Source organism: Clostridium sp. YIM B02555 (genome assembly GCF_022320955.1).
Taxonomy (GTDB): Bacteria; Bacillota; Clostridia; order Clostridiales; family Clostridiaceae; genus Clostridium; species Clostridium saccharoperbutylacetonicum.
Genome location: NZ_JAKJJY010000005.1, coordinates 193,589 through 210,512, shown reverse-complemented (window position 1 = coordinate 210,512; position 16,924 = coordinate 193,589). Strand labels below are relative to the sequence as shown.

Here is a 16,924-nt window from a genome sequence, read left to right as displayed (position 1 = left end):
TGTCAATGACAAATTGTCATCAATAATCAATGATCAATGACACTTGATCATTGACAATTGATTATTGAACCTTTAAATTAGTATTTTACAGAAAATTTCTTTTCGTCTTCTACTACTGAAATATCTTTTACATCAATATCATCAACTCTTGCAAAGCCATTTCCCTTTTTTATTTCAGAAACAAAGGAAAAAACATTCTTTTCTAAGCCTTGTACTTCAATTTCTACATCGCCATTCATAAGATTTTTGCACCAACCACTTAGATTTAATTTGCTGGCGGTAAGTTGAAGAAAATATCTGAAACCAACACCTTGAACTCTTCCGTTTACAATAATTAAATATCTGATCATATGTTCATCCCAGTTACTAAACTATAAAAACTTATATAGAATTTAGTAACCTGCTCCTTTCTTTTTGTTTTTCAAATTACTCAAAAGTAAATTAAAAATTTACAATTAATCACTAATGATAATTGAAGATTGACAATTGAATATTGTTTATAAAGATTATATCATATAGGGTACATAATGTAATACTTACAAAATAAAACTATAAAAGTGTTTTAAATTTTCAGAATTTTTAGTATAATATACATATAAAGGGTAAGAATAACAAAGAATTTACATGATATGGAGGCTTTAAGATGATTGAAAGAAGTGTAGTATTAATTAAACCTGATGGAGTAGAAAGAAATATAATTGGAAATATTTTAAGTTGTTATGAAGCTAATGGATTAAAAATAGTTGAACTTAAGCTTATGAGAGCTACAAGAGAAATAGCTGAAAAGCATTACTCTCAACATAAAGGCAAGGATTTTTATGAGGAACTTATAACATTTATTACAAGAAGTCCATTATGTGCAGTAATTCTTAAAGGAGAAGATGCAGTAGCTAGGATAAGAAAAATTAATGGAGCAACTAGTCCAACTGATGCTGAGGAAGGGTCAATAAGACATAGATATGCTAGAAGTAAGACGGAAAATTGTGTTCATGCTTCAGATACTGTAGAAAGTGCAAAAGAAGAGATTGCATTATGGTTTCCAGAAGTTGAAAATTAAATAAAAAATAAAATCTAATTTAATGATTATAAATGGCGCTGTCGTATTAAATTGCGGCAGCGTCTTATTGTATTCGCAATACTGCCAGCTACGGGTGAACCTGACTGTATTTAGAGTACAACTAGCTATTGAATATGGAAAAGATAATAACTAAAAATTATTTTTGTGCTACAATGCCATAAAAATTCTCGCCAATATCTATAGATTCTATTGTTGAAAATCCAAGTTCATCTAGAAGCTTCATTAAGTACATTCTATCTAGTCTGTGATTAATATGTGGTCCGAATTCACTTGAGACCTTTTCCCATTCAACAATAGCAATTTTTCCATTAGGAGTTATAATTCTTTTTACTTCCTTTAAAAAGTTCTTTATATCATCAGCTTCATGTAATACAAGACTGATAAAAGCAAAAGTAACTTTGTTAGATTCTAGTATTAAATCATTTTCTTTTGTTAAAACTGGTTCTGTATTTGAAATATGATTATCACTAATTCTAATTTTAACCTCTTCAAGCATTTCAGTTGATATGTCCATTGCAAATATTTTACCTTTTACTCCAACAATTTCTGATGCTGGAATAGTAAAATATCCAATTCCACAACCTATATCAGCCATTATTTCTTCTTCTTGCAAATGAAGATTAATAAGTGTTTGTTTTGGTGGTAAAAGTTCTCTTCTCTTTTCATTATCAAGTTTATGTTTATTTTTTACGTCAAATTTATGTGTCATTTTTTAAAGGCACCTCCTGAAATTATTTATTAATAATATATAAAATTTAAGCATTATAAGCGCTTAATTACAATTATATTATATATTAATACACATGGAAGAAAAAATAAATGTGATTTTATCACAGAAAAGTTTTAACAATAAAGTATTTGAACATTTTAAAGAAAAATTTTTTGCTTAGAATGCTTTAATAAAGGCTCTTTATAGCATTTTGTGATTAGATTTAAGTAAATAAATTATCCAATAAAGCTATGGAATTATTCCATAGCTTTATTGGATAATTTCAAAATTAATCCTAATTGCAGCATAGCTGCTCTTTTAAAAAAATGATCTTCATTGTAGCATAGCATAGCTGCTTTTTTAAAAAAAATGATCTTTATTGCAGCATAGCTGCTTTTTTAAAAAAAATGATCCGTATTGCAGCATAGCTGCTCTTTTTATAGGTGTATATTTTTGCATTGATCACAATTACGACTATTTTCTGGAGACTCTAAATGAATCATAATCTCAGAGTGATCAAGTGATTTTTTTATATCATTTTCAATTTCATCACATACATCATGAGCATCCTTTATTTTCATGTTTTCAGGAAAAACTAAATGTAGTTCAATATATCTAACTCTCCCAGATTTTCTAGTTTTAAAGTCATGATAGTTGCAATAAATAGTTGAGTATTTATTTATATTGTTCTTAATTATATTAATTTCATCATTAGATAATTTAACATCTAAAAGTGGGTTGAATGCAGAGATTAATAATTCAACAGCTTCTTTTAATATAAATACGGCAACCAAAATAGCTACAATTGGATCTAAAAAATTCAATTTAGTTATCCATATAAGAAATAAACCAATTCCAACACCTAAGGATGTATAAACATCAGCCTTTAAATGTAGGGCATCAGCTTCAAGAGCAATAGAGTCCTCTTGTTTTGCAACTGCGTATAGTTTTTTAGAAACTACAAAATTTATAGCTGAAGAAATAAACATAACCATAAAACCAAGACCAATGGATTCTACTTCACCGGGTTCTAGTAATTTGCTTACTGCTTCAATTATTATCCAAATGGAAGCAACAAGAATAAGAAGAGCCTCTATCACACCAGAAACATTTTCTATTTTACCGTGTCCATAAGGATGTACATCATCAGCTGGTTTATCAGATATTTTTACAGAAAAAAAAGCTATAATGGCAGCCAATAAATCCATAGTTGAATGTATCGCTTCAGAAATTATACTTACTGATCCAGTAGCAAGTCCAACAATTAGTTTTAAGATTATCAGTGTGCTATTTGACAATAGAGATAATCTTGCAACTTTAGTTTTTGCATTCATTTTAAAATCCTCCATAATTTAACATAAGTTTTATCATTTGATAAAACGAATTAATAATATAATATATCTATATGCATTATAAGTCAATAGGTGAATGATGATGTGTATTATCAATTGATAATAATACCTATTATAGTTTCAGGAGAATCACATAGTATTATTTGAAAATGATAAAGAATATTTAATATGTAGACATAAATGTATAAAAAATATCTAAATATAAAAATACTAAAGATAAGTTAAATGAAATGAGGTGCAATAATTGAAAGGAAGAACTCTAATAAAAAATTTTATTTTATTTCTTACATTTGTTTTTATATTTAATATGTTGAGATATACTGTTGAAGCAAAATCAAAAAATTATTCTAAGAGCAATTTATCAATATTAGTTGATATTAGTGAAGAAAGGCTCTATTTAATAGATTCTGAAAAAAATATAATATTAAAAAAATATATTATAGCCAGTGGCAAAGCAGAAACACCATCGCCAGTTGGAACTTGGAAAGTTGTTAGTATGGGAAAATGGAGTGGTGGATTTGGAACAAGATGGATTGGAATAAATGTTCCTTGGGGGATATATGGAATTCATGGTACCAATAAACCAGGATCAATTGGAGGAGAGGCTTCACATGGTTGTATTAGAATGAGAAATGAAGATATAGAAGAATTATATGCGTATATAAATCCAGGGATGATAATATGTATATATGCTGGCCCATATGGCCCTTTTGAAAAAGGATTAGTACTTTTAAGACCAGGAGATAGAGGTGCTGATGTTTTAGAAGTGCAAAGAAAAATGAAAGAAAAGGGTTATTACCCAGGAAATCTGGATGGGATATATGGAGAGGAAATGAAAAAATATGTGATGAAATTTAGAAAGGACAACAATCTTAAGGAAGGCCATGACATTAATAAAGAATTCTATGAAAAGCTTGGGATTACTTTGGTAGATTAATTAACTTAAGATAAATGGAGATTGATTTGAATTTAATTGGAGTCAATGGAAAAAAGTTTAGTTATGCTTCTTGCTACTTTAATATAGAACCTTTGAGAAAACTCAAACATAGTATAATTTGAAATACTAAAAAGGAAGAAAAGCATGTATAATAATAAAATGTATTCAGCGGATTACTCGCCTGAAACTTCAAGTTATAATTCAGACAATATATACAATAATGATTGGACATATCCGAGTTTTAATTTTAGATATGTCCCATGTAGTACGCTTTTTGATGAAATAGAAAATGATTCAAGAGCTGATTACTCCACTTCAGAAATGGCAACCAATCAAATCAAATTGCAAGATTATGGACCACAGCCAGTAGTAGTTAACATCGATAAAGTTACCAAGCAAAATAACAATTTTCGTATTGCTTTATGGACAGGAGAACATTATCAAGTTACGTTGATGAGTATCAATGTAGGTGATGATATAGGCCTAGAAATTCACCCAGATACTGATCAGTTCATACGTATAGAAGAGGGGCAAGCAGTTGTTAAAATGGGAAATAGTAAAGATAACTTAGAGTTTCAAGCAAATGCTCGTGATGACTTTGCAATTATGATACCTGCCGGTACTTGGCACAATATTATCAATACAGGGAATAAGCCTCTTAAGGTATACTCTATATATGCACCGCCTCATCATCCGCATGGAGTAGTTCAGGCAACTAAACCTACTGAATAAGATAATTATAATAATATAATAATGAATTATTAATAATAAAGGGTGAATGAATTTAGCTTAAATTATTCATCCTTTATTATGTATAGGTCTTTATGGTTGGATAGAATTACTATAAAGAGCTGTTTGCTTATAAGTATTATATAAAGAAGCTAACTTTACAATAGATTCTTACCAAATATGTAGTAAATGCTGCATAAGAAGACTGACAAAGGCTATGCAGATCCAGCAGCAAAGTCCAATAATAATTGGTTTTTCACTTGTTTTTATTAATTTTATTATATTAGTATTTAAACCTATTGCACCCATAGCCATTGTAATGAAAATTTTACCAAGATCAGATAAAGATTTTGTAGTGTAAGGATTAAGATTGAAAATTGTACTTATAATAGCTGCTAATAGGAAAAATAAAATAAACCATGGAAATATTTTTGAAAAATTAACAGTAGTGGATGCATTTTTCTTAGAACGATATAAAGCTAAAGCTAATGTGATCGGAATTATAGCAAGAGTTCGTGTAAGTTTGACTATAGTAGCATAATTAAGGGCAATGTCATTTCCATGAGAACCTGCCCAGGTTTGTCCAGCAGCCACCACTGAAGAGGTATCATTTATGGCAGTTCCAGCCCACATACCAAAGCCTATATCATTAAAGCCTAATAAATTGCCTAGGAATGGAAATAAAAAGGCTGCAATTACATTAAATAAGAAGATAACAGAAATTGATTTGGCAATATCTTCATCACTAGCATCAATTACTGGTGCAGTTGCAGCAATTGCCGATCCCCCACATATGGAGGAGCCAACTCCTACTAAAATAGAAACATTTGAAGGGATTTTTATAACTTTGCTTATTAAATATGAAATAATAAGTGAAGTTGAGATTGTTGATATTATTATTAATAATGATTGACTACCAACTTTAAAAATATCAAAAAGGTTCATACCAAAACCAAGTAAAACAATTGCATATTGAAGGATTTTTTTTGAGGTGAAGGATATTCCGCTTTGAAAATAGTCTTTACGCGGAAAAAGTGCAATTATTAAGCCTAGTAAAATTGCAAACACAGGACCACCTATGATTGAAAAATTCTCTCCTAGTAATGTTGCAAAAATACCCATTATAAGGCAAAGTAATAGGCCTTGATAATTTCTTTTTATGAAGTTCATAACTATTCCTCTTTTCTTAATTTTTTCTTTTATGGCTTAATAGTAGCATAGCAATATAATAAGATAAAATTATTTGTTTTTATATAATGATAAAAATATGTTATGATTAATTTGAAGAGGTGGAGATATGTTAGATTTTAGAATAAATACTTTTTTAACTGTATGTGAATATATGAATTTTACTAAAGCCGCGGAAATACTATGTATTACGCAGCCGGCTGTATCACAGCACATTAAATATTTAGAAACAGTATATAACTCAAAGTTATTTGAATATGAAGGGAAAAAAATAAGGCTAACAAAAGCAGGAAAATTATTATATCAAACCAGTATTACTATGAAGCATGATGAAGAATATCTTAAGGGGAAAATTAAAGAGGAACAACTAGGAATTACAAGTATTAAATTTGGTGCAACCCTTACAATTGGGGAATTTATATTGTCAGCTAAACTTAATTCTTATTTAAACAAAAATAAGAATATGAAAATTACTATGATTGTAGAAAATACTAAGGAGCTTCTATATAGATTAGAACATGGAGAAATTGATTTTGCATTAGTTGAAGGATATTTTATTAAGAGTGAGTATGACTATGTTGTTTATTCAAAGGAAAACTATATTTGTGTAACAGGTAAGAATTACAAATTAAAAAAACAGCCACAAGTATTAGAAGATTTATTAGGAGAAACCTTGATTGTAAGAGAAAAGGGCTCTGGTACAAGAGATATTTTTGAGAAGAACTTAGAAGAACAAAACTTAACTATAAATGATTTTAGTAAAGTTATAGAAATAGGAAATATAAATTCAATAAAATATTTAGTTAAAAATAATCACGGAATTACAGCTTTATATGAGGCAGCAGTCAAAGAAGAACTTGAAAATGGATCTCTACAAAAAGTTGAAGTTTCTGATTTACAAAAAAATCATAAGTTTTATTTTATATGGAGAAAAAATAGTACTTTTGAAGAATTGTATCTGGAAATATTAAAAGAGTTTCAATAAGCTATATTTATGATTGCATAATAAATACTTATTTCACTTATGAATAAATATAAATTATACTTAAAATTATCAAAATATAATATTAAGAGCATGAAGGAAAATAGAAAACTTGAGATCAATAAATATTTTTAAGTGTCTTTTATTTAAAAGATGATAAGTTTAAGGGAGATGTATATTTTTTATGGTTAATGCAAAGAGACAAAAAGAAATGAAATCATTAGGATTTTTATTACAAAATGATAAAGAGCATTTTGCAGTGAGATTTTTAAGTAAAGCAGGTAACTTTACAGTTGTAGAACTAAACAATATTAATAAGCTTGCAGAAAAATATGGAAGGGGATATTGTGGACTTACAACAAGACTTCAAATAGAAATTCCTTGGATTAAAGATGAAGATGTAGAAAAAGTGATTGAAAAAGCAAAAAAAATAGGTTTGCACCATGGTGGTACAGGTCAAAAAATAAGACCTCTAGTGGCCTGTAAAGGGACTGTTTGTCTTCATGGAAATATTGATACTCAAGAAATTTGTAGACAATTGGAAAGTAAGTATTTTGGAACAGATACGCCTCATAAATGTAAAATGGGTATTGTTGGATGTGCTAATAACTGTGCAAAAGCAAATATAAATGATATTGGAGTAATGGGAAAAACAATACCAGAATTTAACTTAGATAAATGTATAGGTTGTGGACTTTGTATACAAGGTTGTAGACAAAAAGCGTTAGAAGTAGTAGACAAAAAAATAATTTATAATGAGGAATTGTGTGTAAGCTGTGGTGAATGTGTAAGAGTATGCAAAACTAATGGAGCTATTGCTAAAGAAAAAGGTGCAGATATATTTGTTGGTGGAAGATTTGGAAGAGGAATGAGAATTGGAGATTCACTTGGAAGGATTTTTAAAGAAGAAGAAATAGTGTTTGTTATTGATAAAATAATGGAACATTACAGAGAAATAGGAAATAAAGGTGAGCGAATTTCAGGAGTTATGGATAGAGTTGGGAAGGGAAAGTTTATATCTGAGGTATTAAGAAAGCTTGACTAAATAATTAGATTAATTATTTTTATTGTGGGAAACTTTATATAGAGTATTCTCACTTTTGTTATATTTAAGATAAATTATTATGTATTGCTTAAAAACATCCTTGTGTTGAGCTTAGTAGTGATACAGCAGAAATGATATATGAATTTATCCGATAGCTAGCATCCTTAACACTCCCACTTCTTTAAGTGGGATATAATGTCTGCACGCTCCTGGATAAGTTCAACTAAGATTCAGATGGGGATCAAACCCCACCTGAATCAAGTTTCACTTGATAAAGTCAAATAAAATAAATGGAGCTTAGGTGAAATTTATAATTAGAATAAGCAGAGGCTTTAGAATTACATTTTGTTAGTAATACTGTGGTTTGGTTGCTGTATATGCAAATTTGAAGCATTTTATTAAATCGAGTATAATTAAATATATAAATAGTGACGATAGATTTAGGAGATATATCATTTTGAATGTATAGTAAGCCAAGGAGGATAAAAAATGGCAAGACCAACAAAATTTAGAACAGTTGAGTTTTTTCCAGAAGACGATTATTTTGTGCCCTGTGGAAAACCAAAATGTGAAATAGAAGATATACTTTTAAAAGTAGAAGAACTTGAAGCAATGAGATTAAAAGATATTGAAGAGTTAAATCAAGAAGAATGTGCTGAAAAAATGCAGGTGTCTAGGCAGACTTTTCAGAATATAATTGATAGCGCAAGAAAAAAAGTAGCCACAGCATTAACAGAAGGAAAAGCAATAAGAATAAGTGGTGGTCATTATACTACAAAGCTTTGTAAATTTAAATGTGCAGAATGTGAAACAATTTATGAGATAAATTATGATTCAGATAGAGCTGTTTGCCCTAGTTGTGGTTCTGATAAAGTCATGTGTAGTAAAAAAGCAGGATTTTGCAAAAACTGGTGCAGAGGAAATAAAATATAGTAATTAAATTTAAAAAAGATTAACCGGAAAGTTCACATATTTCCAGTCAATCTTTTTTTATTCTTAGGAATTAATAATGCAGTAAAATCTGTGGATGATATCTGAAAAAGGCTATTTAAATGAGTTGTGTATAAGAAAAGAATAAAAAACAAATCATATTCGCCTGTATAAAATGTTCTTATATGCAGCATAGCTGCCTTTCTAAGGTGCACATTTTTCTCACATACGTTCGAAAAGGCAGATGCGCACCTATAAAAAGAGTGCGAAGCACAATACGAAACTTAATATTAAAAATCTCCGGCTCCACAGTCGCCTGCGATTTTTTTATTTATTCATGATGACAATCATGATGATCACATGAATCGCCAGAATCTACAAGAGAGCCTTTAAGCCAATTTAGGGCAACTGTGTTAATCTCTCCAGAGCATCCACGTACTACGTCAATTCCAGCATTGTTTAATACTCTTACAGCACCTTCACCCATATTACCAGCAAGCATAACCTTAACACCTATTTCGGCAAGAGTTGATGCTATATTTGATTTACAACCACAGCCAGCTGGTGATTGAACAGTTTCAGAAGCGGTTATTTGTTTATTTTGTTGATCAATAGTTAAAACAGTGAAGTACTCACAATGTCCAAAATGATCATCAATATTATTATTACGTGATGGTAATGCAATTTTCATAAAATAAACCTCCAATATTAAATTAAAATAGCATATGTAAGAAAATTATTGGCATATGCCCTTTATGTATTATAATAAACTTGTAAATAAAAGATGTCAATAATATTTGAAATATCACTATTGTTTATAAGAAAATTTAAGCTTTAAAGAAAAAAATGTGATATAATATGAAAGAAAAATAAATTAAATTTCCAGAAGGAGGTCATTAATGAAGTTAAAAAAAGCTAGTATTATAGTCTTGCTTATTATATTAAGTCTTCTCGTTATAGTTGGTATAATACTATATAATTTTATTGGACCAGGCTCTAAAGATGTTAAAGCATCTAAGGAATTTATATCTAAATTGTATTCAATAAATGCAATTAGTAATGAGTTTAGTTTAGAATCTATAAAGTATGAAAGAGGTAGAGTATTAAATAATGATAAAAAAATGGTTAGTAAAAGCATAGTTACTCAAAATTACGGTATAGATCTAGATAAAAACAATAATGTTATAGGATTTACTAAAAAAGAAATTCCAGTAAATACAACTAAGATTAGTTTAAAAGATGCAACAATTTTGGCAGACTCTTATATAAAAAAAATTTATGATGGAGAAGTGATATTAAAATCAATTAATGATAACATGGATGAAAGTACATTACCCTATTATTCATTTGTGTATACTAAACAGAAAAATGGATATGCGTTTTATTTTGATGAAATAAAAGTAAACATAGATAAAGAAAACGGTTTCTTGGATGGATATTCAAACTCTACAATGCAGAAAGAAAGTAAAGAGCCAACAATAAATATCAGTGAAGAAAAAGCTAAGAAGATAGCATTAGAAACTTTTGAAAAATATAATAATTCTGGAGAAGCTCGAAATAACGTTGAGTTAGTTTATGCAAATAACAGGATGGACAAGAAGGAAAATCAAATATATGAGGTTTGTTATGTTTTTACTACTGATGGCAAAAATGATAAAGGCTCATATATTTCTTGGAAAATTTTTGTTAGTGCTGAAAATGGGACTATATTAAATATATTAAAGGATGGAGCAGAAGAGGAAGTAGTAACAAATTAGATAAAAAAGAGGATAATCAACTGAAGGATTATCCTCTTTTTCTATCTAATTTAATTTGATTTTACGGCCTCATAATAGTACTTGGTTTATTTGAATTAGTGCTTCCAGGACCATTAGGATTATGAGTATTATTGCTATTAGTATTATTTGAATTAGTATTTGCATGATTGCTATTATCGTTAGTACTAGCATTTGAATTTGTTTTACTATCATTATTTTGAATAGGGGCAGTGTCTCCAATAGGTGGAGGTGCCATATTATTAGTTACAGGAGGAGCGTTTTCTTGGCTTCCATCTGTAGCTGTATTAGTTTGTGATTCAGTTCCACCTGCATCATAGGATGAAGGTAATACCATATAATAATCTGCTGTAACAGGATTTGGATGATCCTTTTTTATAAATATATTACTTTTGGTTAAAATTGATGGAGTAAGAGGACCAGCAACTTTATTAGTAAATCTATTTATATTTGCAGCAACGTGAGTTTCACATATGGTTGTAGGCTCTGTTCCATCAATAAACATTTCATCATATACTCTTCCTCTAGGATCTTGACCACATAAATCACTAGGAAGTAAACCAGAATCCTTACAAACACTAACATTTACTATACCACTAGGTTCTTGAACATCTTTTACTTCTAGGTTTTCATGAGCTTTAGCCATTAATTTTCCCCAAATGCTGGCACAACCGCTAGAACTACCTTGTAGTTTTGTAGGTTTATCATAACCAACCCAAACAGCACCTGAATAATAAGCTGAAAGTCCACCAAACCATAAATCTGTTGAATTTGATGTAGTACCAGTTTTACCTGCAACAGGCATATCTCCCCATTTTGCTCCAGTAGCATTATATTCATTTACTGGACCTTTTAGCATATCGTATAAAATATATGCTGCTTGAGGTGAAAATACTTTAGTTTGTTTAGGAGTAGTGTTATCAAGTAAAACTTTACCATTAGAATCAACCACTTTTGTATATAATACTGGTTTTGTATATATACCATCATTACCAAAAGAACCATAAGCAGCAGCTAAAATACTTGTATTTCCTCCATCTCGATCATTAGGATTATTATTAAATTGGCCTAATGCTACAGAGGCAATAGAAGCTTTTGAAGCAGAATTATATTTTAAACCTAACTTTTCACCATAAGAAACACCTGTTTTTAATCCAATCTTATCCTCCATAAGTACTGCAGCAGTATTTTTCGAATGAGTAAGTGCTTCTCTTGCAGTCATAAGTCCAGCATATTCATTTGGAGAATTTAAAGGATTATAAGGTTCATTACCAGTTTTATATTTATTGCTAAAGTCATCAGGTAATGGAGCATCATCTATAGGGGTAGCAGCTGTTATTATTTTTTTATCAATCCCAGGTCCATACACAGTTAATGGTTTAGTTGATGAACCAATAGGCTTTAAGTCATTATAAGCTCTATTAAGGGATTGAGGCATTTGTTTACCACGACCTCCGACCATAGTAACAATTTGGCCTGTTTTATAATCCATAATTGTAGCAGAAGCTTGTAATAAAGGAACCCCATCTTTATCATAAGCTTCCTTATTATTGATTAGTAAATTACTATAGTCATCTAAAGTTGCTTGAGTAAAATCTTGAAGTTGCCTATTCATGGTTGTATAAATTTTAAGACCACCATTTACCATTAATTTTGATGCTTCATCGTCCGTATAGTTGTATTTCTCTTTTAAATCTTCTTTTACTTGAGCTACTGTAGGATATACGAACCATTCGTAATTTAATCTATAGTCTTTTTTACTAGATTTAAAAACTAAACCGCCATTTTTAACATCATTAACTGCTTTTTCGTAATCAGCATCGCTAATATATTGAAGTTTATGCATCATACTTAATACTGTAATAGTTCTATTAATATATGGAGTTGGATCTTTTTGATTATTTGCATTATATGCGCTGTAAGAAGTTGGTGCTTGAGTTATACCAGCAATGTATGCACATTCAATTAGGGATAAGTCAGAAGCACTTTTACTAAAATATAACAAAGATGCTGCTTCAACTCCATATGCATGACCGCCTAAAGGTATAGTATTCAAGTAAGCGGTTAATATTTGATCTTTAGTCAATCTATCTTCTAGGCTGACCGCTAAATACGCTTCTTTGATTTTTCGCTCAATAGAAAGATCATTGGTTAAAATTGTATTTTTAAGTAATTGTTGAGTTAATGTAGAAGCACCTTGCATGCCTTTTTGTCCTGTTAGCATTCTTTTGACATCTAGAAAAGCGGCACCTGCGATTCGTTGAGGGTCTATTCCATGATGGGAATAAAATCTCTCATCTTCTATAGATACAAAAGCATTTTTTAAGTTAGCAGGAATTTTGCTTGAATCAATAACATAACGTTCCTCGTCTGAATGGAGATTATCCATAAATTCTCCAGAGCTATCATATAAGCTTGAAGCTTGGTTAAGGGATAATACTTCATTGACATTAAGAGGAGGCGTAGATTTTATTATAGCAAAAGCATATCCAGCACCAACTACAAAAATTGCCATAAAACAAAATAGTAATCCAAAACATATACCTTTAAAGATTTTCCTACCTTTTTTTTGCTTAACTGGCTTTTTAGTTCTGGGAGCACTATTTGTCTTTTTTGCTTTATCGTTAATTGCCATTGTGTCCTCCTAAAATAATAAGGTTTGTAAATTAATAATATTCTATAACATTATAGCATAATTATATTATGATTAAATCAATAACTCAATATAAAGGTGTTCATAATGGAGTATTATACAAAACGGAAAAAACATAAATACATATCATTTATAATAGTTATTATCTTTATTATTGTCATATTTAACATTTTATTAATATTTTTTGATAAAAGAGTTATGCCAGCAGTAACTGAAATTGCAATGATAATGGCAAAAACTCAAACCTTAAATATTATTAATGAAAAAAGTGTGAACATTTTATCAAAAGATTTTAAATATGATGAAATGATAAAGATAGAAAAGGATAATCAAGGAAATATAATATTAATGCAGTCTGATACAGTTAAATTAAATTATATAGCAGCCGAATTATCTTCAGAATGCAATAAAGAATTAAGTGATATGAAAAATTCTGCTATACAGGTTCCTTTAGGATGGATGAGTAAACAAAGTGCCTTTTACAGCTTGGGTCCTAAAATGACAATTGAAATTGAACCCATAGGAAATATAATTACAAGTTATGAATCTAAATTTGAAAGTGCAGGAATTAACCAAACTAGACATAAAATATATTTGGATGTCAATGCAAAGGTTAAATTGAAATTACCTCTAAGAGATCAAGAGGTTGACGTAACTACGCAAATTCCTGTATCAGATACAATAATAGTAGGAAAAATACCAAATACAACTATTGGTATTCCAACAAACGATCAGAATAAAAATTAAAGATAATGAAAATGTGTAATAAAAAAGAAACCCTAAAGGTTTCTTTTTTATTCCCAATTAAATACATATGGTACATTTCTGTAAAAATCACCATAGTTTAATCCATAACCAACTACAAATAAATCTTCAATCTCAAAGCAGCAATAATCTGGTTTGATTTCTACCTTTCTTCTAGATGGCTTGTCAAGAAGAACACATGTCTTAACGCTTGCAGGCTTTAAAGATTGTACATGCTTAACAACAAAATCCATTGTAATACCAGTATCAACAATATCATCAACGATAAGAACGTCCCATCCTTCAATGTTATCAGAAATATCATTAACCACTTTAACAGATCCAGAAGAAGTTTCAGAATCTCCATAACTTGAAGTAGTCATAAATCCTATTTTTACATTTAAGTCTATTGCTCTAGCTAAATCAGCGGCATAGACAAAGCTTCCGCGAAGTAAAGATAATAGATAAATATTTTTACCTTTATAATCTTCAGTAATAGTTTTTCCTAATTCCTTTATTCTAGAATTAATTTTTTCTTCAGAAAAAAGAATGTTACGTTTCTTATCGTCCATGTTTAAAAAACTCCTTTTATTTTTTATTTATTTTGCAACTAACATAGTACAAGGGGAAAAATATAGGATAATTGAAATTATCAATGCTCAATATTTGATGAACATTGAATGCTTATTTTCCTTGAAAATATTATAATTTTATCAAATTTTTTCAGCACACATTATTGTAGGTTTTCTATGAAATATTTCAACAAAACATAATAAATTACCTTAAATTTATCAATTGTACATTGTCAATTGTGAATTTTATAAGTTATAATTAGGGGTACTAAATAAAAAACAAGTCAAATATATAAAAAATATTGACTTATTGCTTATATAATATACCTTAATGAATTAATAGTATAAAATTATAAGAAAGTTGTCAAGATAGCTAATGTGAGGTGTTAATATGATATTTGGAAATATTGAAGGAATTAAAAAATCTATAATAGATGAACTAGAAAGTATTTATTCAATTAGAAATTTAAAGGATGAAGTATGTAATGAAGAAATTTTATATATAATTTCTAGAATTTCAAGTTTAATTGAAAGAGAAGTAAGTGTTGGAATAAATAGAAAGGGAAATGTAACTTCTGTTGCAATAGGAGATTCTACATCTGTAGAAGTACCTCTAATAGATATAGAAGAAAAGAGATTATCAGGAATTAGGGTAATTCATACACATCCAAATGGTTACTGTAATTTATCAGCTTTAGATTTAACAGCACTTCTAAAGCTAAAATTAGATGCAATTGTATCTGTAGCAATAGTAGATGGGAAAATAATTGATTTTTCATTAGGAATGCTTTCTTTATTTAATAATAAGTTGGAAGCAGAAGAAAAGAGCAATCTTTCACTAGAAGAGATAAAAACTATTCATATATTAGATAAAATAAGATTTATTGAAAATTTAATTAAAACTAATGATGTTATAGAAGATACAGAAGAAAAAGCAATATTAGTTGGTTCTGATACTAAGGAAAGTTTAGAAGAATTAGAGGAGCTTACTGAGGCTTGTAATATACCAGTTTTAAAGACAGTTTTTCAAAGTAGAAATAAAATTGATGCAGCCTTTTTTATAGGTAGAGGGAAGGTATTAGAAATTGCATCGATGAGACAGGTGGAAAGAGCAAATGTAATTATCTTTGATGATGAACTTTCAGGCTCTCAAGTTAGAAATCTTGAAGCTGCTTTAGGAGCAAAGGTAATTGATAGAACCACATTAATATTAGAAATATTTGCAACAAGAGCAAAAACCAAAGAAGCCAAAATTCAAGTAGAATTAGCTCAGTTAAAATATAGAATGAGCAGATTGCAAGGTCTAGGAACAGTTTTATCTAGAACAGGTGGAGGAATAGGTACTAGAGGACCTGGAGAAAAGAAGCTTGAAACAGATAGAAGACATATAATGGAGACAGTATATAATCTTAAAGATGAACTTAAAAAAATCAAAAAAACTAGAGATATTCAAAGAGAAAAAAGAAATAAAGAAAATATTCCTAAAGTGTCCTTGGTTGGATATACAAATGCAGGAAAGTCCACTTTAAGAAATGCTCTTTGTGATTTAGCAGCTAAAAAAGAAAATGTAACTAAAGATAAAGTATTTGAAGCAAACATGCTTTTTGCAACCTTAGATACTACTACAAGGGCTATAACCTTGAGTAAGAAGGGCGTGGTTACACTCACAGATACAGTTGGTTTTGTAAGAAAGCTGCCTCATGAATTGGTAGAAGCTTTTAAATCTACATTAGAGGAAGTTATTTATTCTGATCTTTTATGTCACGTAATAGATGTAGCTTCAGATAGCGCACTAGATCAATATAAAGCAGTAAATGAAGTTTTAAATGAATTAGGTGCAATTGATAAAGAAACGATATTTGTATTAAATAAAATAGATAAAGCATCAGACGAGCAAATAAAGGCAATCAAAGAAGAAATAGGTGAAGGTGAAATAATTGAAATTTCAGCTAGAGAAAAAATAAATTTAGAAGAACTTTTAAACCTAATTGAAGAAAAGGTTCCATACAATTATAGAAAGATTGAGTATTTAATACCATATGATAAGAGTGATGTTCAATCATATTTGCATAGAAATGCAAGGGTGCTTGAAGAAGAGTATAAAGAAAATGGTACTTTTATGATTGCAGAAGTAGATGATGAAGTTTATAACAAAACAGTTGAATATATGACTAAAGAATAAAAATTAAGCTTAATTAATATATTATATATAAGTATTAATTAAGGAATT

16 protein-coding genes are annotated in these 16,924 nt (G+C 29.2%); 9 read left to right on the top strand and 7 right to left on the bottom strand.

Going from position 1 to position 16,924, the window contains the following annotated elements; translation table 11 throughout:
• Positions 1-77 precede the first annotated feature (77 nt).
• Entirely contained in the window at positions 78-350 is a 273-nt protein-coding gene (locus L3B98_RS10080; protein WP_238916515.1) for an acylphosphatase, read from the bottom strand.
• 293 nt (positions 351-643) lie between these two features.
• Between L3B98_RS10080 and ndk the strand changes: the two genes are divergently transcribed.
• A complete protein-coding gene (gene ndk, locus L3B98_RS10075) occupies positions 644-1,057 on the top strand; it encodes a nucleoside-diphosphate kinase (protein WP_015394552.1) in 414 nt (137 codons plus the stop codon).
• Positions 1,058-1,214: 157 nt separating this feature from the next.
• Here ndk and L3B98_RS10070 read toward each other — a convergent pair whose 3' ends face one another.
• A complete protein-coding gene (locus L3B98_RS10070) occupies positions 1,215-1,787 on the bottom strand; it encodes a methyltransferase domain-containing protein (protein ID WP_238916514.1) in 573 nt (190 codons plus the stop codon).
• 437 nt (positions 1,788-2,224) lie between these two features.
• On the bottom strand, positions 2,225-3,121 hold the full coding sequence (locus L3B98_RS10065) for a cation diffusion facilitator family transporter (protein ID WP_015394550.1): 897 nt from the start codon (positions 3,119-3,121) through the stop codon (positions 2,225-2,227).
• 325 nt (positions 3,122-3,446) lie between these two features.
• Here L3B98_RS10065 and L3B98_RS10060 point away from each other — a divergent pair, with 325 nt between their 5' ends.
• Both L3B98_RS10060 and L3B98_RS10055 read left to right on the top strand, forming a co-directional pair.
• Positions 3,447-4,076, top strand: a complete 630-nt coding sequence (locus tag L3B98_RS10060; protein ID WP_238916513.1) for a L,D-transpeptidase family protein — start codon at positions 3,447-3,449, stop codon at positions 4,074-4,076.
• A gap of 144 nt (positions 4,077-4,220) precedes the next feature.
• Complete coding sequence (locus tag L3B98_RS10055; protein ID WP_238916512.1) at positions 4,221-4,808, top strand: cupin domain-containing protein; 588 nt, start codon at positions 4,221-4,223, stop codon at positions 4,806-4,808.
• 168 nt (positions 4,809-4,976) lie between these two features.
• Here L3B98_RS10055 and L3B98_RS10050 read toward each other — a convergent pair whose 3' ends face one another.
• Positions 4,977-5,975: a YeiH family protein gene (locus tag L3B98_RS10050; protein ID WP_238916511.1), complete on the bottom strand. Its 999-nt coding sequence runs from the start codon at positions 5,973-5,975 to the stop codon at positions 4,977-4,979.
• Between the two features lie 127 nt (positions 5,976-6,102).
• On the opposite strand from L3B98_RS10050, the gene L3B98_RS10045 reads away from it, so the two are divergent.
• The 3 genes from L3B98_RS10045 to L3B98_RS10035 all read left to right on the top strand — a co-directional run bounded on the left by L3B98_RS10045 (position 6,103) and on the right by L3B98_RS10035 (position 8,953).
• Positions 6,103-6,978, top strand: coding sequence for a LysR family transcriptional regulator (locus L3B98_RS10045; RefSeq protein ID WP_238916510.1), 876 nt, complete (start codon positions 6,103-6,105; stop codon positions 6,976-6,978).
• 181 nt (positions 6,979-7,159) lie between these two features.
• Positions 7,160-8,020: a 4Fe-4S binding protein gene (locus L3B98_RS10040; RefSeq protein WP_238916509.1), complete on the top strand. Its 861-nt coding sequence runs from the start codon at positions 7,160-7,162 to the stop codon at positions 8,018-8,020.
• A 489-nt stretch (positions 8,021-8,509) separates the two neighbouring features.
• Positions 8,510-8,953: a DUF134 domain-containing protein gene (locus tag L3B98_RS10035; RefSeq protein ID WP_238916508.1), complete on the top strand. Its 444-nt coding sequence runs from the start codon at positions 8,510-8,512 to the stop codon at positions 8,951-8,953.
• A gap of 328 nt (positions 8,954-9,281) precedes the next feature.
• Here L3B98_RS10035 and L3B98_RS10030 read toward each other — a convergent pair whose 3' ends face one another.
• On the bottom strand, positions 9,282-9,641 hold the full coding sequence (locus L3B98_RS10030; protein ID WP_015394543.1) for a NifB/NifX family molybdenum-iron cluster-binding protein: 360 nt from the start codon (positions 9,639-9,641) through the stop codon (positions 9,282-9,284).
• Positions 9,642-9,849: 208 nt separating this feature from the next.
• On the opposite strand from L3B98_RS10030, the gene L3B98_RS10025 reads away from it, so the two are divergent.
• Positions 9,850-10,707: a PepSY domain-containing protein gene (locus L3B98_RS10025; RefSeq protein ID WP_238916507.1), complete on the top strand. Its 858-nt coding sequence runs from the start codon at positions 9,850-9,852 to the stop codon at positions 10,705-10,707.
• Positions 10,708-10,768: 61 nt separating this feature from the next.
• On the opposite strand, the gene L3B98_RS10020 is transcribed toward L3B98_RS10025, so the two are convergent.
• Complete coding sequence (locus L3B98_RS10020; RefSeq protein WP_238916506.1) at positions 10,769-13,360, bottom strand: transglycosylase domain-containing protein; 2,592 nt, start codon at positions 13,358-13,360, stop codon at positions 10,769-10,771.
• Between the two features lie 105 nt (positions 13,361-13,465).
• Between L3B98_RS10020 and yunB the strand changes: the two genes are divergently transcribed.
• Entirely contained in the window at positions 13,466-14,125 is a 660-nt protein-coding gene (gene yunB / locus L3B98_RS10015; protein ID WP_077365485.1) for a sporulation protein YunB, read from the top strand.
• A 47-nt stretch (positions 14,126-14,172) separates the two neighbouring features.
• On the opposite strand, the gene hpt is transcribed toward yunB, so the two are convergent.
• The gene (gene hpt / locus L3B98_RS10010; protein WP_238916505.1) at positions 14,173-14,694 is read right to left on the bottom strand and encodes a hypoxanthine phosphoribosyltransferase; all 522 of its coding nucleotides are present in this window, start codon (positions 14,692-14,694) and stop codon (positions 14,173-14,175) included.
• 391 nt (positions 14,695-15,085) lie between these two features.
• Between hpt and hflX the strand changes: the two genes are divergently transcribed.
• Positions 15,086-16,876 (top strand): GTPase HflX, encoded by a 1,791-nt coding sequence (gene hflX / locus L3B98_RS10005; RefSeq protein ID WP_238916504.1) that lies wholly within the window; start codon positions 15,086-15,088, stop codon positions 16,874-16,876.
• The last annotated feature ends 48 nt before the right edge of the window (positions 16,877-16,924 follow it).